At 74.1% G+C, this 23522-nt stretch carries 24 protein-coding genes; 18 read left to right on the plus strand and 6 right to left on the minus strand.

What is annotated here, in order from left to right:
• The first annotated feature begins 14 nt into the window (after positions 1 to 14).
• The 15 genes from infB (at position 15) to RM445_RS15975 (ending at position 16015) form a co-directional block, all read left to right on the plus strand.
• Entirely contained in the window at positions 15 to 3233 is a 3219-nt protein-coding gene (gene infB / locus RM445_RS15905; RefSeq protein ID WP_311557118.1) for a translation initiation factor IF-2, read from the plus strand.
• A 129-nt stretch (positions 3234 to 3362) separates the two neighbouring features.
• Positions 3363 to 3659, plus strand: a complete 297-nt coding sequence (locus RM445_RS15910) for a DUF503 domain-containing protein (RefSeq protein WP_311557120.1) — start codon at positions 3363 to 3365, stop codon at positions 3657 to 3659.
• A gap of 81 nt (positions 3660 to 3740) precedes the next feature.
• On the plus strand, positions 3741 to 4190 hold the full coding sequence (gene rbfA, locus RM445_RS15915; protein ID WP_311557121.1) for a 30S ribosome-binding factor RbfA: 450 nt from the start codon (positions 3741 to 3743) through the stop codon (positions 4188 to 4190).
• Complete coding sequence (locus RM445_RS15920) at positions 4187 to 5194, plus strand: DHH family phosphoesterase (protein ID WP_311557122.1); 1008 nt, start codon at positions 4187 to 4189, stop codon at positions 5192 to 5194. Before rbfA ends, RM445_RS15920 begins: the two co-directional genes overlap by 4 nt.
• 167 nt (positions 5195 to 5361) lie before the next feature.
• Positions 5362 to 5961: a class I SAM-dependent methyltransferase gene (locus RM445_RS15925; protein WP_397469330.1), complete on the plus strand. Its 600-nt coding sequence runs from the start codon at positions 5362 to 5364 to the stop codon at positions 5959 to 5961.
• Positions 5958 to 7307, plus strand: a complete 1350-nt coding sequence (locus RM445_RS15930) for an MATE family efflux transporter (RefSeq protein WP_311557124.1) — start codon at positions 5958 to 5960, stop codon at positions 7305 to 7307. The genes RM445_RS15925 and RM445_RS15930 overlap by 4 nt, the downstream gene beginning before the upstream one ends.
• A gap of 27 nt (positions 7308 to 7334) precedes the next feature.
• Complete coding sequence (gene truB, locus RM445_RS15935; protein WP_311557125.1) at positions 7335 to 8219, plus strand: tRNA pseudouridine(55) synthase TruB; 885 nt, start codon at positions 7335 to 7337, stop codon at positions 8217 to 8219.
• Positions 8220 to 8239: 20 nt separating this feature from the next.
• Positions 8240 to 9175, plus strand: a complete 936-nt coding sequence (locus RM445_RS15940; RefSeq protein WP_311557126.1) for a bifunctional riboflavin kinase/FAD synthetase — start codon at positions 8240 to 8242, stop codon at positions 9173 to 9175.
• A 50-nt stretch (positions 9176 to 9225) separates the two neighbouring features.
• On the plus strand, positions 9226 to 9804 hold the full coding sequence (locus RM445_RS15945; protein WP_311557127.1) for an XRE family transcriptional regulator: 579 nt from the start codon (positions 9226 to 9228) through the stop codon (positions 9802 to 9804).
• Positions 9805 to 9947: 143 nt separating this feature from the next.
• The gene (gene rpsO, locus RM445_RS15950; RefSeq protein WP_311557128.1) at positions 9948 to 10217 is read left to right on the plus strand and encodes a 30S ribosomal protein S15; all 270 of its coding nucleotides are present in this window, start codon (positions 9948 to 9950) and stop codon (positions 10215 to 10217) included.
• A gap of 198 nt (positions 10218 to 10415) precedes the next feature.
• Entirely contained in the window at positions 10416 to 12713 is a 2298-nt protein-coding gene (locus RM445_RS15955; RefSeq protein ID WP_311557129.1) for a polyribonucleotide nucleotidyltransferase, read from the plus strand.
• On the plus strand, positions 12710 to 14053 hold the full coding sequence (locus tag RM445_RS15960) for a M16 family metallopeptidase (protein WP_311557130.1): 1344 nt from the start codon (positions 12710 to 12712) through the stop codon (positions 14051 to 14053). The genes RM445_RS15955 and RM445_RS15960 overlap by 4 nt, the downstream gene beginning before the upstream one ends.
• A 73-nt stretch (positions 14054 to 14126) precedes the next feature.
• Positions 14127 to 14618, plus strand: coding sequence for a DUF456 domain-containing protein (locus RM445_RS15965; protein WP_311557132.1), 492 nt, complete (start codon positions 14127 to 14129; stop codon positions 14616 to 14618).
• A gap of 14 nt (positions 14619 to 14632) precedes the next feature.
• Entirely contained in the window at positions 14633 to 15388 is a 756-nt protein-coding gene (gene dapB / locus RM445_RS15970) for a 4-hydroxy-tetrahydrodipicolinate reductase (RefSeq protein ID WP_311557133.1), read from the plus strand.
• Between the two features lie 42 nt (positions 15389 to 15430).
• Entirely contained in the window at positions 15431 to 16015 is a 585-nt protein-coding gene (locus tag RM445_RS15975; RefSeq protein ID WP_311557134.1) for a TIGR03086 family metal-binding protein, read from the plus strand.
• Between the two features lie 12 nt (positions 16016 to 16027).
• On the opposite strand, the gene RM445_RS15980 is transcribed toward RM445_RS15975, so the two are convergent.
• On the minus strand, positions 16028 to 16564 hold the full coding sequence (locus tag RM445_RS15980; protein WP_311557135.1) for a GNAT family N-acetyltransferase: 537 nt from the start codon (positions 16562 to 16564) through the stop codon (positions 16028 to 16030).
• 86 nt (positions 16565 to 16650) lie between these two features.
• On the opposite strand from RM445_RS15980, the gene RM445_RS15985 reads away from it, so the two are divergent.
• Positions 16651 to 17586: an EamA family transporter gene (locus RM445_RS15985; RefSeq protein ID WP_311557136.1), complete on the plus strand. Its 936-nt coding sequence runs from the start codon at positions 16651 to 16653 to the stop codon at positions 17584 to 17586.
• Positions 17587 to 17595: 9 nt separating this feature from the next.
• On the opposite strand, the gene RM445_RS15990 is transcribed toward RM445_RS15985, so the two are convergent.
• Positions 17596 to 18063: a VOC family protein gene (locus RM445_RS15990; protein ID WP_311557138.1), complete on the minus strand. Its 468-nt coding sequence runs from the start codon at positions 18061 to 18063 to the stop codon at positions 17596 to 17598.
• Between the two features lie 26 nt (positions 18064 to 18089).
• Between RM445_RS15990 and RM445_RS15995 the strand changes: the two genes are divergently transcribed.
• Entirely contained in the window at positions 18090 to 18959 is an 870-nt protein-coding gene (locus RM445_RS15995; protein ID WP_311557139.1) for an AraC family transcriptional regulator, read from the plus strand.
• A 27-nt stretch (positions 18960 to 18986) separates the two neighbouring features.
• Positions 18987 to 20252 carry a winged helix-turn-helix domain-containing protein gene (locus RM445_RS16000; protein WP_397469320.1) on the plus strand — a complete coding sequence of 422 codons (1266 nt, stop codon included), beginning with the start codon at positions 18987 to 18989 and terminating at the stop codon, positions 20250 to 20252.
• Positions 20253 to 20259: 7 nt separating this feature from the next.
• Here the strand turns inward: RM445_RS16000 and RM445_RS16005 are convergent, their stop codons facing one another.
• The 4 genes from RM445_RS16005 to RM445_RS16020 are packed head-to-tail and all read right to left on the minus strand — an operon-like array spanning position 20260 to position 23497.
• Positions 20260 to 21222 (minus strand): DUF4097 family beta strand repeat-containing protein, encoded by a 963-nt coding sequence (locus RM445_RS16005; RefSeq protein WP_311557142.1) that lies wholly within the window; start codon positions 21220 to 21222, stop codon positions 20260 to 20262.
• Between the two features lie 24 nt (positions 21223 to 21246).
• Positions 21247 to 21801: a toxin-antitoxin system HicB family antitoxin gene (locus tag RM445_RS16010; RefSeq protein WP_311557143.1), complete on the minus strand. Its 555-nt coding sequence runs from the start codon at positions 21799 to 21801 to the stop codon at positions 21247 to 21249.
• A 27-nt stretch (positions 21802 to 21828) separates the two neighbouring features.
• Positions 21829 to 23028 carry an FAD-dependent monooxygenase gene (locus RM445_RS16015; RefSeq protein WP_311557144.1) on the minus strand — a complete coding sequence of 400 codons (1200 nt, stop codon included), beginning with the start codon at positions 23026 to 23028 and terminating at the stop codon, positions 21829 to 21831.
• A 4-nt stretch (positions 23029 to 23032) separates the two neighbouring features.
• Positions 23033 to 23497, minus strand: a complete 465-nt coding sequence (locus RM445_RS16020) for a RidA family protein (protein ID WP_311557146.1) — start codon at positions 23495 to 23497, stop codon at positions 23033 to 23035.
• Positions 23498 to 23522 lie beyond the last annotated feature (25 nt).

Consider the following 23522-nt stretch of genomic DNA (forward strand, 5'->3'; position numbering starts at 1 on the left):
TAAATAGGAGAGCAGTGGCAGGCAAGGCCCGCGTGCATGAGCTCGCTAAGGAGCTCGGCATCAGTAGCAAGCAGGTCCTCAGCAAACTGCAGGATCTCGGTGAGTACGTGAAGTCCCCCTCGTCCACGGTCGAGGCTCCCGTCGCACGGCGGTTGCGCGAGTCCGTGTCGGGTGGCGACTCCAACGGTGGCTCCCGTCCCCGCCCCGGCGCCCGTCCGCGCCCGTCCGGTGCTCCGGTGCCGGGCCCGTCCGCCGGCGCTCCGCGGCCCGGCGCGCCCCGACCGGGCGGTGCCGTCCCCGGCCCGCCCCGGGCCACCCCGCCCGCCGGGCAACCGTCGGCGCCGGACGTCCGGCCCGGCCCGACCGCCCCGGGTCCTGCTGCGGCGCCCGCCGCCGCGGCCGCGTCGGCTGCACCGTCCGCCCCGGCGGCGCCCGCCGCCCCGGCAGCGTCGAGCCCGGCCACTCCCGCAGGTGGCGTCGACACGCCGCGATCCAGTGGAGTCCGGCCGGGGCCGCGTCCCGGCCCGCCCGTGCGCCAGGAGCCTGCTGCGCCTGAGCCCGTCGCGCCTGCCGCAGCCGCACCGGCCCAGCCCGCCGCGCCGACGACGCCAGCACAGCCAGCACAGCCGGCTCAGCCGGCACAGCCCTCGGGTCCCCGCACGGGCCAGCCCGGCCAGGTGTCCCGGTCCGCCGACCGACCCGCGCGTTCCGGCGACATCGCCGCGGACGCCGGATCGTCGGTCGTACCGCCCCGGACTGCCGCACCGCGTCCCGGCCCGCGCACCCCGCGTGTCGGCAACAACCCCTTCGGCGTCGGTTCCGGCGCCCCTCCCCGTCCCGGTCCCCGGCCGGGCCCGCCCGCGGGCCCCACGGCCGGCCAGGGCGGTGCCCCCGCGCAGGGTGGTACTCCCGCGCAGGGCGGTGGCTCCCGTCCCGGTGGCCCGCGTCCGCCGGCCGCACGTCCGGGTGAGGCCGGACGCGGTGGCCCGCGGCCGTCGCCGGGGAACATGCCCCCGCGGCCGAACCCCGGCATGATGCCCACCCGCCCCCAGGGCGGCGGCGGTCGTCCCGGCGGTCCCGGCGGCGGTCGTCCCGGCGGTCCCGGCGGCGGTCGTCCTGGCGGTCCCGGCGGCGGTGCAGGTCGTCCCGGTGGCGGCGGTTTCCGTCCCGGTGGTGGCGGCGGTGCCGGTGGCGGTTTCCGTCCCGGTGGCGGCGGTCCCGGTGGCGGCGGTGCCCCGGCCGGTGGCGGTTTCCGTCCCGGTGGTGGCGGCGGTGGCCGTCCCGGTGGTGGCGGCGGTCGTGGTCGCGGCGGCGCCGCGGGTGCGTTCGGCCGTCCCGGCGGACCGGCCCGCAAGGGTCGCAAGTCGAAGCGGCAGAAGCGCCAGGAGTTCGACTCGATGCAGGCTCCCTCGGTCGGCGGCGTCCGCCTGCCGAAGGGCCGCGGCGAGATCGTCAAGCTCGCCCGCGGTGCGTCGCTGACGGACTTCGCGGACAAGATCAACGCGAACCCCGCCTCGCTGGTGCAGGTGCTGTTCCACCTCGGTGAGATGGTCACCTCGACGCAGTCGGTCTCCGACGAGATCCTCGAGCTGCTCGGCTCCGAGATGAACTACCAGGTGCAGGTCGTCAGCCCGGAGGAGGAGGACCGCGAGCTGCTTGACAGCTTCTCCATCTCCTACGGCGAGAACGCCGGCGACGAGGACGACCTCGTGTTCCGGCCGCCGGTCGTCACCGTCATGGGTCACGTCGACCACGGCAAGACGCGCCTGCTGGACACGATCCGCCACGCCAACGTCCGCGAGGGCGAGGCCGGCGGCATCACCCAGCACATCGGCGCGTACCAGGTGGTCACCGAGCTGGAGGGCTACGAGCGGCCCATCACCTTCATCGACACCCCGGGCCACGAGGCGTTCACCGCCATGCGTGCCCGCGGCGCCAAGTCGACGGACATCGCGGTCATCGTGGTCGCGGCGGACGACGGCGTGATGCCGCAGACGGTGGAGGCGATCAACCACGCCCAGGCGGCGCAGGTCCCGGTCGTGGTGGCGGTGAACAAGATCGACAAGGAGGGGGCCAACCCCGCCAAGATCCGTCAGCAGCTGACCGAGTACAACCTCGTGGCCGAGGAGTACGGCGGCGACACGATGTTCGTCGACATCTCCGCCAAGCAGGGCACGAACATCGACCAGCTGCTCGAGGCGATCCTGCTCACCGCGGACGCGTCGCTGGACCTGCGGGCCAACCCGAACATGGAGGCCCAGGGCATCGCGATCGAGGCCCACCTGGACCGCGGTCGCGGTCCGGTGGCCACGGTGCTGGTGCAGCGCGGCACGCTGCGGGTCGGCGACTCGATCGTCGCGGGCGACGCCTCCGGGCGCGTCCGGCGGATGTTCGACGAGCACGGCGGCGACATCGTCGAGGCCTACCCCTCGCGTCCGGTGCAGGTCATCGGGTTCACCTCGGTGCCCGGCGCGGGCGACACCTTCCTCGTCGTCGACGAGGACCGGGTGGCCCGCCAGATCGCGGACCGGCGGCGTGCGCGTGAGCGCAACGCCGAGCTCGCGAGCCGTCGCAAGCGCGTCAGCCTGGAAGACCTGGACGCCGCGCTGAAGGAGACGAACACCCTCAACCTGATCATCAAGGGTGACAACTCGGGTACCGTCGAGGCCCTCGAGGACGCGCTCATGAAGATCGAGGTCGGCGACGACGTCGAGCTGCGGGTCATCCACCGCGGCGTCGGTGGCATCACCGAGGGCGACATCAACCTCGCCATCGCGGACAACGTCATCGTCCTGGGCTTCAACGTCCGGGCCGAGGGCAAGGCCACGGAGCTGGCGAACCGCGAGGGCGTCGAGATCCGCTACTACTCGGTGATCTACCAGGCCATCGAGGAGATCGAGAAGGCCCTCCAGGGCATGCTCAAGCCGGAGTTCGAGGAGGTCGAGCTGGGGCGGGCCGAGGTCCGCGAGGTCTTCAAGTCCTCCCGGGTCGGCACGATCGCCGGTTGCCTCGTGATGAGCGGGGTCATCCGGCGCAACGCCCGGGGCCGGCTGCTGCGCGACAGCGTGGTCATCGCCGAGAACCTGCCGATCAGCTCGCTGCGGCGGTTCAAGGACGACGTGGTCGAGGTCCGCGACGGCTTCGAGTGCGGTTTCACGCTCGGGAACTACAGCGACATCAAGGTGGGCGACGTGGTCGAGACCTTCGAGATGAGGGAGAAGGCCCGCACCTGATCGGAGACGGGCCGTTGGGACGGGGGTCTGAGATCGGAGCCCGATGCGCAACCGGAAGGTCGCGCACAGGTTCTCCGATCTCAGACCTGCGGTAGGACCTCGGCGGCCCGTTCCCCTCTACGGAGAACGATGTACATCGGAGCGCTGGAGCTGGACGTCCTGCTCGGGGACGTGCACTCGTTGAAGGAGAAGCGGTCGATGGTGCGGCCCGTGATCGCGGAGCTGCGCCGCCGTTTCGAGGTGGCCGCCGCCGAAGCCGGGCACCTGGACCTGCACCGTCGGGCGTTGGTCGGCGTGTCCCTCGTCGCCGCCGACGCGGGGCACGTGACCGACGTGCTCGACCGCTGCGAGCGTCTCGTGGCGGCGCGTCCTGAGCTGGAGCTGCTCTCGGCGCGGCGCCGAATGATCGGCCCGGAGGACGACTAGCGGTGCCGATCCGCAGGTAGGCATGAGGTTCGGCAAGGTCGGGTACGCGACAGGTGATCGCGTCAGGGAAGGAGCGCAGTCATGGTGGATCAGGCACGGGCCCGTCGGCTCGCCAAGCGGATCTCCCAGATCGTCGCCTCGGCCCTGGAGCACGAGGTCAAGGACCCGCGGCTGACGATGGTGACGATCACGGACACCCGCGTGACGGGCGACCTGCGTGACGCCACCGTGTACTACACGGTGATCGGCCGCTCCGTCGACGACGTCCCGGACACCGCCGGCGCCGCCGCCGCGCTCGCCAGCGCGACCGGCGTCCTCCGGTCGAAGGTCGGCGCGGGTACCGGCGTCCGCTTCACCCCCACCCTGACGTTCGTGCAGGACGCGGTGCCCGACGAGGCCCGCCGGATGGAGGAGCTGCTCGCCCGCACACGAGAGTCGGACGCGGAGCTGGCCCGACGCGCGGTCGGCGCGCATCCCGCGGGCGATCCCGATCCGTACCGCGCGCCGCGCGAGGCGGCCGCCGACGAGTGACCGCTCTCGTCGACACAGCGGACGAGGACGCTGCCGTCCCGGCGGACATCCGGCAGACGACCGCAGCCGCGGCCGCGCTCCTGACTGCCGCCGAGGACGTCACCCTGCTCGCGCACGTCCGGCCCGATGCCGACGCGCTCGGCAGCGCACTCGCGCTGGGGATCGCCCTGTACCGGCGCGGCGCGCGGGTGCAGGTCTCGTTCGGGGCGCCGGACCACGTGCCGGAGACGCTGCGGCCGCTCGACGTGCTCCGCCTGTGCGTACCCGCGGCGCAGGTCGACCCCGCGCCCGCACTGCTCGTGACCTGCGACGTCAACGAACCCGCCCGGCTCGGCGCGCTCGCCGGGCGGCTGGCGACGGCAGGCACCACGATCATGCTCGACCACCACGTCACCAACCCCGGCTTCGGTGACCTGCGGATCCTCGACCCGCGCGTCGAAGCCACCGTGGTGCTCGTGCACCGCCTGCTGAAGGAGATGAACGCGGTCGTCGACGCCGACATGGCCCGCTGCCTCTACGCCGGGCTCGTCACCGACACCCGCAACTTCCGCGACGCCGGTCCGGGCGCGCACCGGCTCGCCGCCGAGCTGATCGAGACGGGCGCGGACCCGCACAGCCTGGTCACCCCGATCATGGACACCCACCCCTTCCCGTGGCTCGCCGTCCTGGCGGAGCTGCTCGGCGACGCCGAGCTCGATCCGGCGGCGGCCGGCGGGTTCGGCCTGGTGCACACCGTCATCCACGCGGACCACGTGGCGCGGTTCCGCCAGGAGGAGGTCGACGGCGTCGTCGACACCCTGCGCACCGCAGCGGAGGCCGAGGTGGCCGCCGTGCTCAAGCAGGTCGGGCGGACCCGGTGGACGATCTCGCTGCGGTCGCGCGGCCGGGTGGACGTCGCCGAGGCGGCGAAGGCGCTCGGCGGCGGGGGGCATCCGACGGCGGCCGGTGTGACGCTGGAGGGCACGGCGGGGGAGGCGGTCGCGGCGTTGCGCGCCGTGCTGTAGGACCGGTGTGGTGCACGACTGGTGTGGACGGGCGGACACCGGGCACTCAGAGCTGTTCGCGGAATCACCGCGGAATGGAGGGCCGTGAGATCGACGGCCGGAAAGTAGGAGGTCCCGTGACGTCGGAAGAGGCGTATCCGGCCGAGCGTGATCCGGGCGTGGCGCGGGTGGGCAGACGAGGCGCGCGACGCGCGTTCCTCGCCGCCGCACTGCGCAACCCCGGGCAGTTCGGTGCCCTGGCACCCAGCTCGCCCTCCCTGGCTGCCGTGATCGCGTCGGTCGCGCCGACCACGGAGGCGCCGGTCGTCGTCGAGCTCGGCCCCGGCACGGGCGCGATGACCACCGCGATCGAGGGGCGGCTGGCGCCCGGAGCGCGCCACCTGGCCATCGAGCTGGACCCGCGGATGGTCGGGTTCCTGCGGCAGGCGCACCCCGGGCTGGAGGTCGTGGAGGGCGACGCCGTGAAGCTCCAGGCGCTGCTCGCGGAGCGCGGGATCGAGCAGGCGGACGCGGTCCTGAGCGGGCTGCCCTGGGCCCTGTTCGACGACGCCACGCAGGTGTCGATCCTCGCCCAGGTCGCTGCGGTGATCGAGCCGGACGGGGTGTTCGCGACCTTCGCCTACCGCACCGGCATGGCGCTGGCGGCGGCGCGCCGGTTCCGCCGGACGCTGCACGCGACCTTCGACGAGGTGGTGCTCACCCCGACGGTCTGGCGGAACATGCCGCCGGCGTTCGTCTACGTCTGCCGGCGTCCGCGCACCCTGTGACCGGCGGCGCGGGCCGCGTGCCGCTGCGTGAGATCGCGCGCCTGGCCGGACCCGCGCTGCCCGTGCTGGCCGCGGAACCGCTCTACCTGCTGGTCGACACGGCAGTCGTCGGGAGGTTGGGTGCCGTCCCGCTGGCGGGCCTGGCCATCGCCGCCGTGCTGTTCGCCCAGGTCACCGGGCAGCTCAACTTCCTGTCCTACGGCACCACCGCCCGCGCGGCCCGCCTGCACGGCGCGGGCCGCCGTGCGGCGGCTGTAGGCGAAGGCGTGCAGGCCACGTGGTTGGCACTCGCGGTGGGGCTGCTGGTCCTGGGCGTCGGGCAGCTCGTCGCCGGGCCGGTGGCGCGGGTGCTCGGCGACGGGGGAGCGGTCGCGGCCGCGGCGGAGTCGTGGTTGCGGGTGGCTCTGTTCGGGGCGCCGCTGGTGCTGGTGACGCTCGCCGGCAACGGGTGGATGCGCGGTGTGCAGGACACCGCCCGGCCTCTGCGGTACGTGCTGGCGGGCAACGCCCTCTCGGCGGTGCTCTGTGCGCCGCTCGTGCACGGTCTCGGGGCGTTCACGGGCCTGGGGCTCGTCGGGTCCGCCGCGGCCAACCTCGTGGGCCAGACGGTGGGGGCCGGCCTGTTCCTGCTCGCCCTGCACCGCGAGCGGGCCGTTGCCCCGGTCGACGAGCCGGTGTCGCTGCGTCCGGTGCCCGCGCTCCTGCGGGCGCAGCTCGCCATGGGCCGCGACCTGCTCGTCCGGAGTCTCGCCTTCCAGGCGTGTTTCCTGTCCGCGGCCGCGGTGGCTGCGCGGTTCGGCGCCGCGACGGTGGCTGCCCACCAGGTCGTCCTGCAGCTGTGGTTCTTCATGGCGCTGGTGCTCGACGCCGTGGCCATCGCCGCGCAGTCGCTCGTCGGGGCCGCGCTGGGCGGCGGCGACGTGCCGCGGGCCCGGGCGCTGGCCCGGCAGGTCGGCGGCTACGGGCTGGTACTGGGGACCGCCTTCGGCGTGCTGTTCGCCGCGCTGGCCGGCGTCCTGCCGCGGGTTTTCACCCACGATCCGGCCGTGCTGGCGGCGGTGCCGGCGGCCTGGTGGTTCTTCGCCGGGATGCAGCCGCTCGCCGGGGTGGTCTTCGCCCTGGACGGCGTGCTGATGGGTGCGGGCGACGCCGCCTACCTGCGCACCTGGACGCTCGTGGCGGCCGGAGGCGGCTTCCTGCCGCTGGTCTGGGCGTCGCTGGCGTTCGGCTGGGGGCTGGTGGGCATCTGGACGGGCCTGCTGCTCTTCGTCGTCCTGCGCCTGGTGGCGGTGCTGCTGCGGGTGCGCTCCGGCGGCTGGGCGGTGGCAGGGGCGGTCCGCACCTGACCTGTGCAGGTCGGGGAGGATGCCCGCATGGAAGACGGGTCCGGCCTCGTGGTCGTCGACAAGCCTGCCGGGCTCACCTCCCACGACGTGGTGGCGCGGCTGCGGCGGATCCTGCGCACCCGCAAGGTCGGGCACGCCGGCACGCTCGACCCGATGGCCACCGGCGTGCTCGTCTGCGGGGTCGGCCGCGGTACCAAGCTGCTCGGCCACCTGGCGCTCGACTCCGCGCCGGATTCGAAGGCCTACACCGCCACGATCCGGCTCGGTGCGGCGACGACCACGGACGACGCCGAGGGCGAGATCGTCACGACGGCCGACCCGTCGGCGGTCACGGACGAGGCGATCGCCGCCGGAATCGCGGCGCTGACGGGCCCGATCCTGCAGGTGCCGAGTTCGGTCAGCGCGATCAAGATCGACGGCAAGCGGGCCTACGCGAGGGTCCGGGCCGGCGAGCAGGTCGACCTGCCCCCGCGCCCGGTCACCGTCTCGGCCTTCACGCTGCTCGACCGACGCGGGCCCGACCTGGACGTCGTGGTCGAGTGCTCGTCCGGGACCTACGTGCGGGCGCTCGCCCGTGACCTCGGTGCAGGTCTGGCGGTGGGCGGGCACCTGACGGCACTGCGGCGCACCCGGGTCGGTCCGTTCCACCTCGAGCACGCGCGGACACTGCCCGACCTGGAGGAGTCGCCGGAGCTCTCCCTGCCGCTGGCCGACGCCGTGGCGGTGGCCTTCGCGCGGCGCGACGTCGACGCCGACGCGGCCACCGACGTCTCGCACGGCCGCCCGCTGCCGGGCGCCGGGTTGCCGGGGACCTACGGCGTGTTCGCCCCGGACGGCCGGGTGCTCGCGCTGGTGGCCGAGCGCGACGGCGCCGCCCGGCCCGTCGTGGTGCTGGCGCCGGCGTCCGGCTGACTGCCCGTAGGCTCGGGCTCGTGCAGCGGTGGCGGGGGCTGGACGCGGTGCCGTCCGGGTGGGGGCGCAGCGTCGTCACCGTCGGGGTGTTCGACGGTGTGCACCGCGGCCACCAGCAGCTGATCGGCGCGGCGGTCGCTGCGGGGCGCGCGCGGGGGCTGCCCACCGTGCTGATCACCTTCGACCCGCACCCCGCCGAGGTCGTGCGCCCGGGCAGCCACCCGGCCCGCCTCACCAGCCTGCCGCGGCGTGCGGACCTCGTGGCCGAGCTCGGCGTCGACGCGTTCCTCGTGCTGCCATTCACCGCCGAGCTCGCCCGCATGACGCCCGCGGAGTTCGCCCACGAGGTGCTGGTCGAGCGCCTGCACGCCGCTGCGGTGCTGGTCGGCCGCAACTTCACCTTCGGGCACAGGGCCGCGGGGAATGTCGCGATGCTCACCGAGTTCGGCGGCCGCTTCGGGTTCACGGTCGAGGGCGTGGAGCTGACCACGGACAACGCCCGCGACCACATCACGTTCTCCTCGACCTACGTCCGCGCCTGCATCGACGCCGGCGACGTCGAGGCGGCGGCCGCCGCGCTCGGCCGCCCGCACCGCGTCGAGGGTGTGGTGGTGCACGGCTACCGCCGCGGCCGCGAGCTCGGGTTCCCCACCGCGAACATCGCCAGCCCGCCCTACACGGCGCTGCCGGCGGACGGTGTCTACGCCGGGCGGTTCGTGATCGGCGGCCGGCACCTGCCGGCCGCGGTGTCGGTGGGCTCGAACCCGACGTTCTCCGGGACCGTGCGCACCGTCGAGGCGTACGTGCTCGACGTCGACGAAGACTTCTACGGCCACGAGGTCGGTGTCGACCTGATCGCGCGCCTGCGCGGGCAGGAGCGCTACGACGACCTCGGCGCGCTGGTCGCCGCGATCGAGAACGACGTGGCCCGCACCCGGATCGTGCTGGGCGTCTGAGTTTCTCCGTTCGCCCACGGCGACGGCACTCCCGGTGCGAGCATCCGGACATGCCGCCCGTCCACGACGCGCCCGACGCCGGTGCGGCGGCATTGCGCCACCGCATCGCCCGCAACCGCGGCCGCCAGCGTGAGCTCTACGGGGCGCCCCTCGGCGACCGGCTGCGGCGGCTGACCGGGGAGCTCGGCATCACCCAGTGCCGGCTCGCACAGACCCTCGGCCTCAGCCCGGCCATGCTCAGCCAGCTCGCGAGTGCCCGGCGGGTGAAGATCGGCGATCCGGCGGTGCTCGCCCGGCTCCAGCTGCTGGACCGCCGATGCGCCGCGGGGCCGCCCCGGGGGCGGGTGGCCGTCGACGCGCTCCTGGCGGAGGTGGCCGGCGCGCAGCTGCAGTGGACCGGAGCCGACGGTCCCGGAGCCGCCCCGGAGATCGCCCGCCGGCCTGCCACCGGCCCGCACTCCGCCGCCCGGTCCACGCCCGCGGACGCGCTGCGCGCCGTGGCCTCACCCGCACGTCTGGCCGCCGCCGCCGCGGCGCTGGCGCCCGCCTTCCCCGAGCTGGCCCGGGTGCTCCGCCAGGCCGCGGCCCACCCGCGCGGCACCGCTGCAGCGCGGCTCCGACGGGGCTGAGATCGGTGCTGGTAACCTGAGTGTCGGGTCCGGCTGCAGTCCGTGGCGGCCGCGACCGACTTCCGGCTCCCCGGCCGAGCCCGAGCGCGGCTCAGTCCGCCGGTGGCGCCGGCTTCACGGCACATCACTATGAAGGAGATCCAGTGGCCCTGGACGCCGCACAGAAGAAGACCATCCTGGACACCTACGGTGTCCACGAGGGCGACACCGGGTCGCCGGAGGCGCAGGTCGCGCTGCTCACCAAGCGCATCGCTGACCTCACCGAACACCTGAAGCAGCACAAGCACGACCACCACTCCCGCCGCGGCCTGCTGCTGCTGGTGGGGCGGCGTCGCCGGCTGCTGAAGTACCTGGCCTCGGTCGACGTGGCGCGCTACCGGTCGCTCATCGAGCGGCTCGGCCTCCGCCGCTGACCTCGACGGCCCCGGGAGCCCAGCTCCCGGGGCCGTTCAGCACGAACAACTCAATCCGACTGCCACCCCGGCGAGACCATCCGCCGGTCCTCGGTAGTGGCTCCCGGAGTAGCTCCGGGGGCTTCGATCGAAGACCGGCTCGACCGAGGATTCTCGCGGGACGTGGCGAACTCTCGACAGAGGGAGATTCCCACCTCCATGACCGATCCCCACAACGACACCGACGGTGTGCACGAGACCACCGCGGTGCTCGACAACGGGAGCTTCGGCACCCGCACCATCCGGTTCGAGACCGGGCGCCTCGCCCGGCAGGCGGCCGGCTCCGTCGTCGCCTACCTCGACGACGAGACCATGCTGCTGTCCGCCACCACGGCGTCCAAGCACCCCAAGGAGCACTTCGACTTCTTCCCCCTCACGGTGGACGTCGAGGAGCGCATGTACGCCGCGGGCCGCATCCCCGGCTCGTTCTTCCGCCGTGAGGGCCGTCCGGGTACGGACGCGATCCTGACCTGCCGGCTGATCGACCGTCCGCTGCGCCCGTCGTTCGTCGACGGTCTCCGCAACGAGATCCAGGTCGTCGTCACGGTCATGTCGCTCAACCCGCAGGACCCGTACGACGTCGTCGCGATCAACGCCGCGTCGGCCTCGACGCAGCTCGCCGGACTGCCGTTCAGCGGCCCCATCGGTGGCGTGCGCGTCGCGCTGATCAGCGAGGAAGACGGTTCGGGGGGCACCTGGGTCGCCTTCCCGACCTGGGAGCAGCTCGAGCGCGCCGTCTTCGACATGGTCGTCGCCGGTCGCGTCGTGGCCGGGCCCGCCGGCCCTGGAGGCATTCGGGGCGACGAGGACGTCGCGATCATGATGGTGGAGGCCGAGGCCACCACCGAGACGATCAACCTGGTCGCCGAGGGCGCTCAGGCGCCCACCGAAGACGTCGTGGCCGCAGGCCTCGAGGCCGCGAAGCCGTTCATCCGCACGCTGTGCATCGCCCAGCAGCAGCTGGCCGACGTCGCCGCGAAGCCGACCCGGACCTACCCGACGTTCCCGGCCTACCAGCCGGATGTCTTCGAGGCCGTGTCCAACCTCGCGACGGACGACCTCGCGCAGGCGCTGGCGATCGCCGGCAAGCAGGAGCGCGAGTCGCGCCTCGACGAGGTCAAGGTCGCGGTCCTGGACAAGGTGGCCCCGCAGTTCGAGGGCCGCGAGAAGGAGATCGGCGCCGCCTTCCGGTCGCTGAACAAGAACCTGGTCCGCCGCCGGATCCTGACCGACCAGATCCGCATCGACGGCCGTGGGCTCACCGACATCCGGCCGCTCTCGGCCGAGGTCGAGGTCGTCCCGCGGGCGCACGGCTCGGCGCTGTTCGAGCGCGGTGAGACCCAGATCCTGGGCGTCACCACGCTGAACATGCTGCGCATGGAGCAGCAGATCGACCAGCTCGGCCCGGAGACCAAGAAGCGCTACCTGCACCACTACAACTTCCCGCCGTACTCGACCGGTGAGACCGGCCGGGTGGGGTCGCCGAAGCGCCGCGAGATCGGCCACGGCGCGCTGGCCGAGCGGGCTCTGCTGCCCGTGCTGCCCACGCGCGAGGAGTTCCCGTACGCGATCCGGCAGGTGTCGGAGGCGCTGGGTTCCAACGGCTCCACGTCGATGGGCTCGGTCTGCGCCTCCACGATGTCGCTGCTCAACGCCGGTGTGCCGCTCAAGGCGCCGGTCGCGGGCATCGCGATGGGCCTGGTGTCCGACGAGGTCGACGGCGCGACCCGCTACGTCGCGCTGACCGACATCCTCGGTGCCGAAGACGCCTTCGGCGACATGGACTTCAAGGTCGCCGGCACCGCCGAGTTCGTCACGGCGCTGCAGCTCGACACCAAGCTGGACGGCATTCCGTCCGAGGTGCTCGCCGCCGCGTTGGCGCAGGCCAAGGACGCCCGGCTGACCATCCTCGAGGTGATCGGCGAGGCGATCGACCGCCCGGACGAGATGAGCACCTACGCACCGCGGGTCACCGCGATCAAGGTGCCCATCGACAAGATCGGTGAGGTCATCGGCCCGAAGGGCAAGATGATCAACTCGATCACCGAGAAGACCGGCGCGGACATCTCGATCGAGGACGACGGCACGATCTACGTCGGTGCCGCCGACGGCCCCTCCGCGGAGGAGGCGATCGGCATGATCAACGCGATCGCCAACCCGCAGCTGCCGAAGATCGGCGAGCGATTCCTGGGCACGGTCGTCAAGACCGCGGCCTTCGGCGCCTTCGTCTCGCTGGTGCCGGGCAAGGACGGGCTGGTGCACATCAGCAAGCTGGGCAGCGGCAAGCGGATCGCCAAGGTCGAAGACGTCGTCAAGGTCGGCGACAAGATTCGCGTCGAAGTCACCGACATCGACAACCGCGGCAAGATCAGCCTGGTCCCGGTGCAGGAGGACGGCGCGGCTCCGGCCGAAGACCCGACGCCGGCCGACGTGCCGGTCGAGGTCACGACCTCTTGACCGATGTCATCACGCCGGGGGCGGCGGGTAGCGGGGATCTCACCGCGCCCGCCGCCCCCGGCGGTGTCTCCCGGACCTTGTTGCCCGGCGGGCTGCGGGTGCTCACCGAGACGGTGCCGGGCGTCCGCTCGGTGTCGCTCGGGATCTGGGTGGCCGTCGGGTCGCGCGACGAGACGCCGGCGCAGGCCGGTGCCGCGCACTACCTCGAGCACCTGCTGTTCAAGGGCACCCGCAGCCGCACCGCCGCGGAGATCGCCGAGGTGTTCGACGCCGTCGGCGGCGAGCTGAACGCGTTCACCGCGAAGGAGCACACCTGCTTCTACGCGCACGTCCTCGACACGGATCTGCCGATGGCCGTCGACGTGCTCGCGGACGTCGTCACGGACGCCGTGCTCGAGCCGGCGCACGTCGAGCTGGAGCGCAACGTCGTCCTCGAGGAGATCGCGATCCGCGACGACGACCCCGAAGACCTGCTCGGCGAGCTGTTCGACGAGATGCTGTTCGGCGACCACCCGCTCGGCCGGCCGATCGTGGGCTCCGAGGACTCGGTGCGGGCGATGGACCGGGCCGTGCTGCACGAGTTCTGGCGGAGCCGCTACACCACTCCCCGGATGGTCGTCGCGGCCGCAGGCAACCTGCACCACGAGCACGTCGTCGACCTCGTCGCGGCGGCGCTCGACCGCGCCGCGTCGCAGGTCGGACGCGGCGCCGAGCCCGCGCCGCTGCGTCCCGCCGATCCGCCCGCGCCCACCGGCGTCCGGCTGGCCCTGCTGCCGGACGACAGCGAGCAGGCGCACCTCATGATCGGCGTGCCCGGCATCTCCCGGCACGACCCCCGCCGCCCCGCGCTCGCGGTGCTCAGCACCGCGCTCGGCGGTGGTCCCAGCTCGCGGCTGTTCCAGCAGGTCCGCGAGGAGCGGGGGCTGGCCTACTCGGTGTACTCGTCCACAGCGGGGTACGCCGACGCCGGCAGCTTCTCCGTCTACGCCGGCTGCGGCCCCGAGCGGCTCGGCGAGGTCGCGACGGTGGTCCGCGGCGTGCTCGCGGACGTCGCCGCGAACGGCCTGACCGACGCCGAGCTGGTCCGGGCGCGCGGATCGTTGCGCGGCGGCCTGGTGCTGGGCAGCGAAGACACCCCGTCGCGGATGAACCGCATCGGGAGCTTCGAGATCGACCACGGCCACCAGCGCACGATCGGCCAGAGCCTGGACCGGATCTCCGCGGTCACCGGTGAGCAGGTCGCCGCGCTCGCGCGTGAGCTGCTGGAGCAGCCCACGGCCACGGCGGTGGTGGGCCCGTTCGACGACGAGGACGCGCTGCCGGCCTCGGTGCGGGGCTGACCCTCCCTGCGCGTGACGCTCCGGCCCGCGAGGCGCCGGGACGCTGCCGCGGGGCGATGGCTACGGTGACGGGGTGCCCCTCACCGGCAGCGTCGCGGTCACCCTGGTCGCTGCGCTCCTGGTGGTCGTCGGGCTGGCGGGGATCCTCGTCCCGGTGCTTCCCGGGCCGGTCCTGATCCTCGCCGGGATCGCGGTGTGGGCCGTCCCCCGCAACGACGTCGTCGGCTGGACCGTGCTGGGGATCGCCGTCGCCCTCGTCGCCATCGGCGCCGTGCTCAAGTACTTGCTCCCGGGGCGCAAGATGCGTGACGCCGGGGTGCCGGGCCGGACCCTGGTGCTGGGTGGGGTCCTCGGCATCGTCGGGTTCTTCGTCGTGCCGGTCGTCGGGCTCCTCCTCGGGTTCGTGCTCGGGGTGTACCTCGCCGAGCTGGGCCGCGTCGGACGCGCCCGCGCGTGGCCGTCCGCCCGCCACGCCCTGACCGCGGTCGGCTGGAGCATCCTCATCGAGCTGGCGGCCGGGCTGCTGGCGACGGCGGTCTGGATCGGGGCGCTGGTCCTGGCGTAGCTAGGCTGCCGACCGTGGGCGAGACGATCAGGGTCGGCGTGCTGGGGGCCCGCGGCCGGATGGGCACCGAGATCTGTCGGGCCGTCGGTGACGCGCCGGATCTGGAACTGGTGGCCGAGGTCAACCGGGGCGACGCGCTGACCGCGCTGACCCACGCCGGTGTGCAGGTCGTCGTCGACGTCACGCACCCCGGTGCCGCGCTGGACCACGTGCGGTTCGCCCTCGACCACGGCATCGCCGCGGTCGTCGGCACCAGCGGTTTCGATGCCGCCCGGCTCGACACGGTCCGCGGGTGGCTCGCCGAGCGCCCCGGCCACGTGCTCGTCGCACCCAACTTCGGCGTCGGCGCCGTGCTCGCCATGCAGTTCGCCCGCCAGGCCGCCCGGTTCTTCGACTCCGTCGAGGTGATCGAGCTGCACCACGCCGGCAAGGTCGACGCCCCGTCGGGCACCGCCGTCCGCACCGCGGCCCTGCTCGGGCAGGCGCGTCGCGAGGCCGGGCTCGGTGCGCCGCCGGACGCCACCACCCAGGAACTGCCCGGTGCGCGCGGCGCGGACGTCGACGGCATCCGGGTGCACGCGGTCCGGCTGCCGGGCCTGGTCGCGCACCAGGAGGTCGTGCTCGGCACGGACGGCGAGATCCTGACGATCCGGCACGACTCGATGAACCGCAGCTCCTTCATGCCCGGAGTGCTGCTGGCGGTGCGGAACGTCCGGGAGCGCGAGGGGCTGACGGTCGGCCTCGAACCGCTGCTGGGTCTCGGTGACTGACCCGAGACCGATGAGTTCCGGCGACGCGACGGTCGGCACACCATGACCGTTCCCGACCTCGAACCCGCCGCCCGCCGCCTCGCCGCGCTGCTCGACGGCGTGCCCGACTCCGCCCTCGACGCCCCGACCCCCTGCTCGGACAGCTCGGTCGCCGTGCTGCTCGACCACATCATGGGGCTCACCGTGGGCCTGCGGGCGTCGGCGCGGAAGGAGCCCACCGAGGCCCCGCAGGCGTCCGCGGAGCATCTCGACCCGGACTGGCGCGCGATCCTGCCCGGTCGGCTCGACGCCCTGGTCGCCGCCTGGCGCGAGCCGGGTGCGGGTGAGGGGATGACGAGCGCGGGCAGCGTGGAGCTGCCCGCGACCGCCGCCGCGGCCGTGACGCTCGACGAGCTCGTGATCCACGGCTGGGACCTGGCCCGGGCGACCGGGCAGCCCTACGACCCGGACCCCGCGGACGTCTCGGCGATCATGCCGTTCCTCGAGGAGTTCGGTTCCGGCCAGGGCGTACCGGGGCTCTTCGGGCCCACCGTTCCTGTGCCCGACGACGCGCCGGCGTTCCACCGCGCGCTCGGGCTCAGCGGTCGTGACCCCGCCTGGCGGGCGCCGGCGCCGACCGGCGGCTGACCCCGGGATCGGTCAGTGCGGTTCGCGCAGGCGCAGGTCCAGCGGGCCCGACAGCCGGACCTCCCGCAGCAGGCCCGCGCCCGTGTCCAGGCCGCGCACCGCCCCGTCCGCCTCCCAGCCCGCGTGCCCGTAGAAGGCGCGCGACACGGCGTCGGCCTCCGGCACCCACGCCCAGCCCATCTCGGCGCCGTGCCCGCGCAGGGCGTCGGCCGCGGCGGCCAGCAGCCGACCGCCGTGGCCGCGCCGCCCCCACCGCGGCTCGACGAGCAGCGTGCTCACCTCCGCGATCGCGGCACCGTTCTCCCCGCCGTAGTGGGCGACCGCGCAGAACCCGACGGTCCACTCGCCCTCGACGGCGACGAACACGTGGTGCCCCCCACCAGCACCGACCGCCGCCCGCCACGCCTCGCGGGCCGCGGGCGTGGTGAGCTGCGCGAGCGCCTCGGCCGGCACGAGTTCCGCGTAGGCGGCCCGCCAGGTGTCGGACTGGATGCGGAGCAGCGCGTCGACGTCCGCGTCGACGGCGCGGCGCACGGTGGCGAGGGCCATGTGCGCACTCTAGGGACCTGTCCCGCTGCGAGCTCGGGCGGTGAACCGGGCCGACAGACGACGTTGCGTATGGCAACGTCGCGGACGTGACAGAAGTCGATCAGCCCCGCCGCAATCTGCCGTGGATCGCGCTCGGTGTGGTGTACGTGCTGTGGGGGTCGACCTACCTCGCCAACCGCTACATCATCGTCTCGATGCCGCCGCTGCTCGCCAGCGGATTCCGGTTCATGACAGGCGGTGTTCTGCTCGGGCTGCTGGTAATGGTGTTCGCCGGCCCGCGGGCGTTCGGGATGAGCCGCGCCCAGTTCGGCACCGCGGCCCTGTCCGGGCTGTTGCTCCCGGCGTGGGGCAACGGCCTGGTGATCGTCGCGCAGAGCCAGGTCGCCTCCGGGCTCACGGCGCTGCTGATCGCGTCGGTGCCGCTCTACATCGCCGTGCTGCGGGCCCTGACCGGCGACCGTCCCCGCCGGGCGACGGTGCTGGGTGTGCTGGTCGGAGCGGTGGGGCTGGCGCTGCTCGTGCTGGTCGGGCCGTCGGGGGGATCGGGCGGGGTGTCCGGCAGCGCCTGGTGGGGGCCGCCGCTCGTGCTGCTCGCCGGGGCGGGCTGGGCGACGGGCACGTTCGCGGCCTCCCGCATGGCCGTGCCCGCGAACCCCTTCGCTCTCGCGACCGTCCAGCAGCTCATCGGCGGCACGACGCTCGTCGTCGTCGGCACGGCGGTCGGCGAGCGGCTGCACCCGGCCGCCGTCGCCCCGGTGTCGTGGTGGGCGTGGCTGTACATGTCGCTGTTCGTCTCGCTGGGGGCGTTCAGCGCGTACGCCTACGCGCTGTCGACCCTGCCGGTCTCGACGGTCGCGACCTACGCCTACGTGAATCCGGTGATCGCCGTGCTGCTCGGCGTCGTGGTGGCGGGGGAGCGGTTCTCGATCATGCAGCTCGTCGGGGGTGCGATCGTGTTGCTCGCGGTCGTGATGGTGATCGCCGCCGAGCGCTCCGCCCGCGCACCGGTCGAGTGCGGGTGATGGCCGACGTCAGAGGTTCTCGCTCGCCCATGCGGCGAGCCGCCGGTCGGCCTCCTCCTTGCTGACGTCCTCCACCCGCGTCATCACCGACCACCGCTGACCGAACGGGTCGACGACGGAGCCGAACCGGTCGCCGGTGACGAAGGTCGACACCTCCTCGCGGATCAGGGCGCCCTGTTCCTTTGCGCGCGCCACGACGGCGTCGACGTCGTCGCAGTACAGGCAGATCGAGTGGCTGACGGCCGTGCCGCCGGGTGCGGCGACGAGGTCGAACTTCGGGTTCGGGTCCGACAGCTGCAGGCGGCCGTTGCCGAAGTCGAGCTCGGCGTGCGCGACGGTGCCGTCGGGGCCGTCCATCACGTCGACGACCTCCGCCCCGAACACGGAGGTGTAGAACTCGATCGCGGCACGGGCGCCGTCGACGACCAGGAACGGGGTGAGGCTGGTGTAGCCGGGAGGGACGGGAGCGACATCCATGCCGCCACCCTGCCTATCCTTCGTCCATGGCGTCTTGGACTTCCGCGCCATCCTCGGCGGTCGAACGGGGCATCGTCCACCGCGGAGCCACCGGCGACCTCTTCGACCTCGTCCGCGGCGAGGTCGGCCCGGTCCTGCAGCCGTTCGCCCAGCACCTCTGGGAGGTCCGGTGGGACCGCCGCGGGGGGCCGCCGCGGAGCAGCCGGACGATCCCGTTCCCGTCGGTCAACCTGACCGTCGAGTCGGGAGTGCCGGGGGAGCTGCGCCACGGTCATCCGCTGCCTGCAACGCTCCTGCACGGGGTGGTGACCCGGACCTTCCACATCACCCTGGAGGGGGCCGGCTGGGCGTCGGGGATCAAGTTCCACCCCGGCGGGTGGGCAGCCTGGTCGGGCCTCGACGCGTCCCGGGTGACCGATCGTGTCGTCGCCGCGGGCCCGGTGCTGGGCCCGCTGGGGCTGGACGGGCTCGGCGAGGCGGTGCTCGACCACCCCGGACTCACCGCCGACGACACCGCCGCGCGTCAGGCCGTTCTACGGGAGCTGCTCGAGCGGCCCGCGCCCGAGCCGGACGCCGACTACCTGCGCCTGCGCGACCTGATCGACCGGATGCGGGACGATCCCGGCCTGGTCCGCGTCGAGCAGCTGCCCGAGCTGGTCGGCTGGAGCCCGCGAACCCTGCAGCGGCACTTCCGGACGAGGGTCGGGGTGTCGGCGAAGTGGGTGCTCGCCCGGTTCCGCCTGCAGGAGGCCGCCGTCGAGCTGGAGCGTGACCCCGCGGTGAACCTCGCCGAGCTGTCGATCCGGCTCGGCTGGCACGACCAGGCGCACTTCACCAACGACTTCCGCCGGATGCTGGGCACCACGCCGGCCCGGTACGCGTCGGCCGCCCGCTGAGCAGCGGTCCGCGACCCGAAATCGTCGGTGGGGGATGGCAGCATCACCGCCGTGGACACCGTCGACGTGATCGGCCCCGCCGCCGCCCGCCGCGCCGCTCTCGCGGCACAGGGGTTCGCGGACGCGCGGCCGTCCGGCCCGGTCACCCGGCGGCACCTCGCCCGGCTGCTCGACCGGATCCGGCTCCTGCAGCTCGACTCCGTGAACGTCGCGGTCCGCGCCCACTACATGCCCGTCTACAGCCGGCTCGGGCCCTACGACCCCGGGCTGGTCGACGACGCCGCCTGGACGCACTCGGCCCGCAGGCCCCGGCTGCTGGTGGAGTACTGGGCGCACGAGGCGAGCCTGCTCCCGGTCGTCGACTGGCCGCTGCTGCTCTCGGGCGCCAAGCGGGCCGGCTGGTGGCGGCACTACGAGACGCTCACCGCGCGCGAGCCGGGGCTGGTCGACGAGCTGCTGGCCGCGGTCAAGGAGCTGGGCCCGGTGGGCGCCGGCACGCTGGAGACGGTGCTGGGTGCGGGCGCGGTGCGGCCCAAGGGGGCCAGCTGGTGGGCGCGGTCGGACGTCAAGCGGATCTGCGAGTACCTGTTCGGCGTCGGCGCGCTGACCACCGGGGCGCGCGTGCACTTCCAGCGGCTCTACGACCTTCCCGAGCGGGTGCTCCCGCCCGAGGTGCTCGCCACGCACCCGGCGGATCCTGAGACCTCCGCGCGAACGCTCGTCCTGCAGGCGGCCGGCGCGCTGGGGGTGGCGACGGAGCCGGATCTGCGCGACTACTACCGCCTCGGGCCGGCGCAGTCGCAGCGGGCGGTCGCGGAACTGGTGGACGACGGTGCGCTGGAGCCGGTCGTCGTCCGCGGCTGGCGCCATCCCGCCTACCGGCTGCCCGGTGCCCGGATCCCGCGCCGGGTCTCGGCGCGGGCGCTGCTGTCGCCGTTCGACCCGTTGATCTGGGAGCGCGCCCGCACGGAGCGGATCTTCGGCTTCCGCTACCGCATCGAGATCTACGTGCCCGAGCCCCAGCGGGAGTACGGCTACTACGTCTTCCCGTTCCTGCTCGACGACGCCCTGGTCGCCCGGGTCGACCTCAAGGCGGACCGGGCGGCCGGCGTCCTGCGCGTGCCGGGTGCCTTCGCCGAGCCGGTCGAGTCGTCGGTACCGGCCGCGGACCGGCCGCGCGTCGTGGCCGAGCTCGCCACGGCCCTGCGGGAGATGGCGGCGTGGCAGAAGCTCGACGGGGTGGTGATCGGCGAGCGGGGCGACCTCGCCGCCCCGCTCGCCCAGGAGATCTGAGTACGGCTCAGACCGGCGTCGCGGCGCGGGTGACGAGCACGTCGCCGCTCGCGGTACGCCCGCGGAGCCACAGCACCGGCTCACCGGCCGGGGCCGTCTGCCGCACGTCCAGCTCGCTGCGGGCGCGCCCGGACCCCGACGACAGGTCCAGCTCCGCCAGCACCCCGGCGTGGACGCCGATCGTCAGCCCGCCCGACCCGGTGGTGAGATCCATCCGCCCGGCCAGCGCGTCGGCCACGGAGACCGCACCGGTTCCCGTGCGCACACCGACGTCCGCGCGCACCTCGCCGATGGCCACGTCGCCGTTGCCGGCCTTGATGTCCGTCGACCCGGCGACGGCGCCCACGCGGACGGTCCCCGAGCCGGTACGGATCCGGGCCCGCCCTCCGACCGCGCCCAGCACGACGTCGCCCGAGCCCGTGGTGACCTCGGCGTCGCCGTCCACGTCCGCGGTGGTCGCGGTGCCCGCGCCGGTCCGGACGGTGGCCCGCCCGGCCCGCCCCGCCACCGCGACGTCGCCGGCTCCCGTCCGGGCCGTCACGCGCGATCCGGCGGGCGCCCAGACCGTCACGACCAGGGGCACCATCCGCAACGGCAGCTCGGTCGTCGACCGCACCGTCAGCGTCGGCGCCTCACCGCCTGCGCCGGGCGCGGACCAGGTGATGTCGGTCGCGCGCACCGCGTCCGCGCCGGCCGAGACCGGCCCGTCGCCGGCATCGGTGTCGGGTGCGGCGCCGACGGAGCCGAGCCACGACGCCACCTCACCCAGGCGCTGGGCCCATCCGCCCGCCGCGGCCGGGTCGTGCCGCACCTCGACGCGGATCTCCAGCTCACCGGGCGCGTTCGTCCCGGTTTCGCCCCCGCCGGCGTCGTTCGTCCCGGCGTCCTCGAGGTGCACCTCCACCCGGCCGACGTCGACCGCCACGTCCAGGTCCGCCGGGCCGGCGACCGTCCGGCTCTCCTGTCGCACCAGATCCTCCATGTCGCCCACGGCTCAGCCCTCGACCCAACCGCGCAGGTGACGCCCGTCGTCCGGACCGTGGGGCCGGTCGGACTCGCGACCCTCCTGCCCGCCGCCTCCCGGCCGGCCGCCCCACGGCCCGCGGGGCCCGCGGTTGCGCTGTCCGGACAACGCTCCCTGCACCGCCTGGGCCACCCACGAGTTGAGCGACACACCTTGTGAGGCCGCCGCCTGCTCGGCCTGCCCCTTGATCTGCTCGACGAGCCGCAGGGTGATCCGGCTGATGTCGCCCGTGTCCATACCCGGGCCGCGCGGCGGCGGGGGTGGAGGCGTGGCATCGGTGACGTGCTCCGGGCCGACCGCGACGCGGATGTCGCGGCCGTCGAGGCGCACCTCGACCGTCCGGTCGCCCAGCTCGGTGGTGATCTCCGCGGCGAGGTCGGCGAAGGCGTTCATCAGGGCCAGACGGGCAGCGGGCTCGATGGCGGCACCCAGGAGGGCCGCGGTGCGCTGCGTCTGCTCGTCGCCGGCCGCCGCGGCGGCAGTGAGGTCGTCGCGCAGTTGGGCGACATATCGACCGATGTCCATGACACCACTGTGGCGTCACTGACGACGTCAGTCAACTGCCACTGTGATGTCACTCAGGCTCGCCGACGAATCGTGCCCGTACAGCCAGTCGATCTCCGGGGCGAGCCCGAAGCTCGCCGCCATCGCCGCGTCCCGCGTCTGCTGCTCCGGCCCGTCCGGGAGGTGGAACCGCACACCGTTCCCGCGCGAGATCGCCTGCACCCGGGCGGCCCGGTCGCGACGCAGTGCGGCGTAGCGGGCCAAGGCGGCCGGGATGTCCCGCACCGCGCGTACGGCCAGGCAGGCCGCGAGCACGGCCGCGTCCTCCACGGCCTGCGCGTACCCCTGCGCCCCGTACGGCAGCATGGGATGGCAGGCGTCGCCGAGGAGCGCGACGGGTCCGCGACTCCAGCACCGCAGCGGGTCGCGGTCGAACAGGGCCCACTTGAGCGGGGCGTCGAGTGCGCCGACGATCTCCCGGACGACCGGGTGCCATCCGTGGAAGGTCGCGCGGAGTTCGGCGACGTCGCCCCGGTCGGTCCACGACTCCCGTCGCCACGCGTTCTCCTCGGTCACGCACACCACGTTCACCAGCCGACCGGCGCTCACGAAGTAGTGGACGACGTGCGCTCCGGGCCCCAGCCGGACGGTGCAGCGGGGCTCCAGGCCCAGGTGCGCCAGTCGGTCGGCCGGGATGAGGCCGCGGTAGGCCACGTGACCGGTGAACCGTGGCCGGTCGACACCGAACAGCGACTGCCGGACGGCCGAATGGATGCCGTCGGCGCCGACCACCACGTCCGCGGCCGTCCGGGACCCGTCGGCGAACACGACCTCCGCCCGCTCCCCGCGCGGCTCGACACCGACGCAGCGCCGCCCGACCTCCACACGATCCGCCGGCACGGCGTCGGCCAGGAGCGCGACGAGGTCACCGCGGTGGGCGTGGAGGTAGGGCGCCCCGTACGCGGTCTCGACCGAGTCGCCCAGCGGCGTCCGGGACAGCACGCGGCCGTCGTCCCACCGCCGGAACTCGAAGGCGGTGGGCCGCACCGCCACCCGCGCGACGGCGGGGAGCAGCCCGAGCCGGCCCAGGATCCGTGTGCAGTTCGGGGCCAGCTGGATTCCCGCACCGACCGCCGGCAGCGTGCGTGCCTGCTCGTACACCCGGACGTCGAGCCCGGCCCGCAGCAGCGCCACTGCGGCGGTCAGCCCTCCGATGCCGCCGCCGACGACGGCGACCGACGGCGCCACGTCGTCACTCCCCGACCTGCACGACGGCCTCGATCTCGACCGGGATGCCGAACGGCAGCGCGGCCACCCCGACCGCCGACCGCGCCCCGCGGCCGGCCTCGCCCAGGACCTCGACGAGCAGCTCCGAGCATCCGTCGACGACGGCGGGCTGGCCGGCGAAGTCCGGGGTGCACCGCACGAACCCGAGGAGCTTGACCACCCGCTCGACGCGGTCCAGGTCGCCGAGCTCGGCGCGCAGCGCGGCGAGGAGCCGCAGGCCGGCGAGCCGGGCGGCGTCGCGGGCCAGAGCGGGTGAGAGGTCGCCCCCGCCGGTGCCGACCCGACCCGTGACCAGGGTCCCGTCGGAGCGCACCGGGCCTGCGCCGGAGAGGAACACGAGGTTCCCGGTGCGGACCGCGGGGACGTAGAGCCCGAACGGCTGCAGTGGTTCGGGCAGCGTGACGTGGCGCCCGGCGGGGCGCTGAGACACTGATTCGGACATTGATTCGCTCGCC

It is taken from the genome of Pseudonocardia charpentierae, from assembly GCF_031845345.1.
Lineage (GTDB): Bacteria > Actinomycetota > Actinomycetes > Mycobacteriales > Pseudonocardiaceae > Pseudonocardia > Pseudonocardia charpentierae.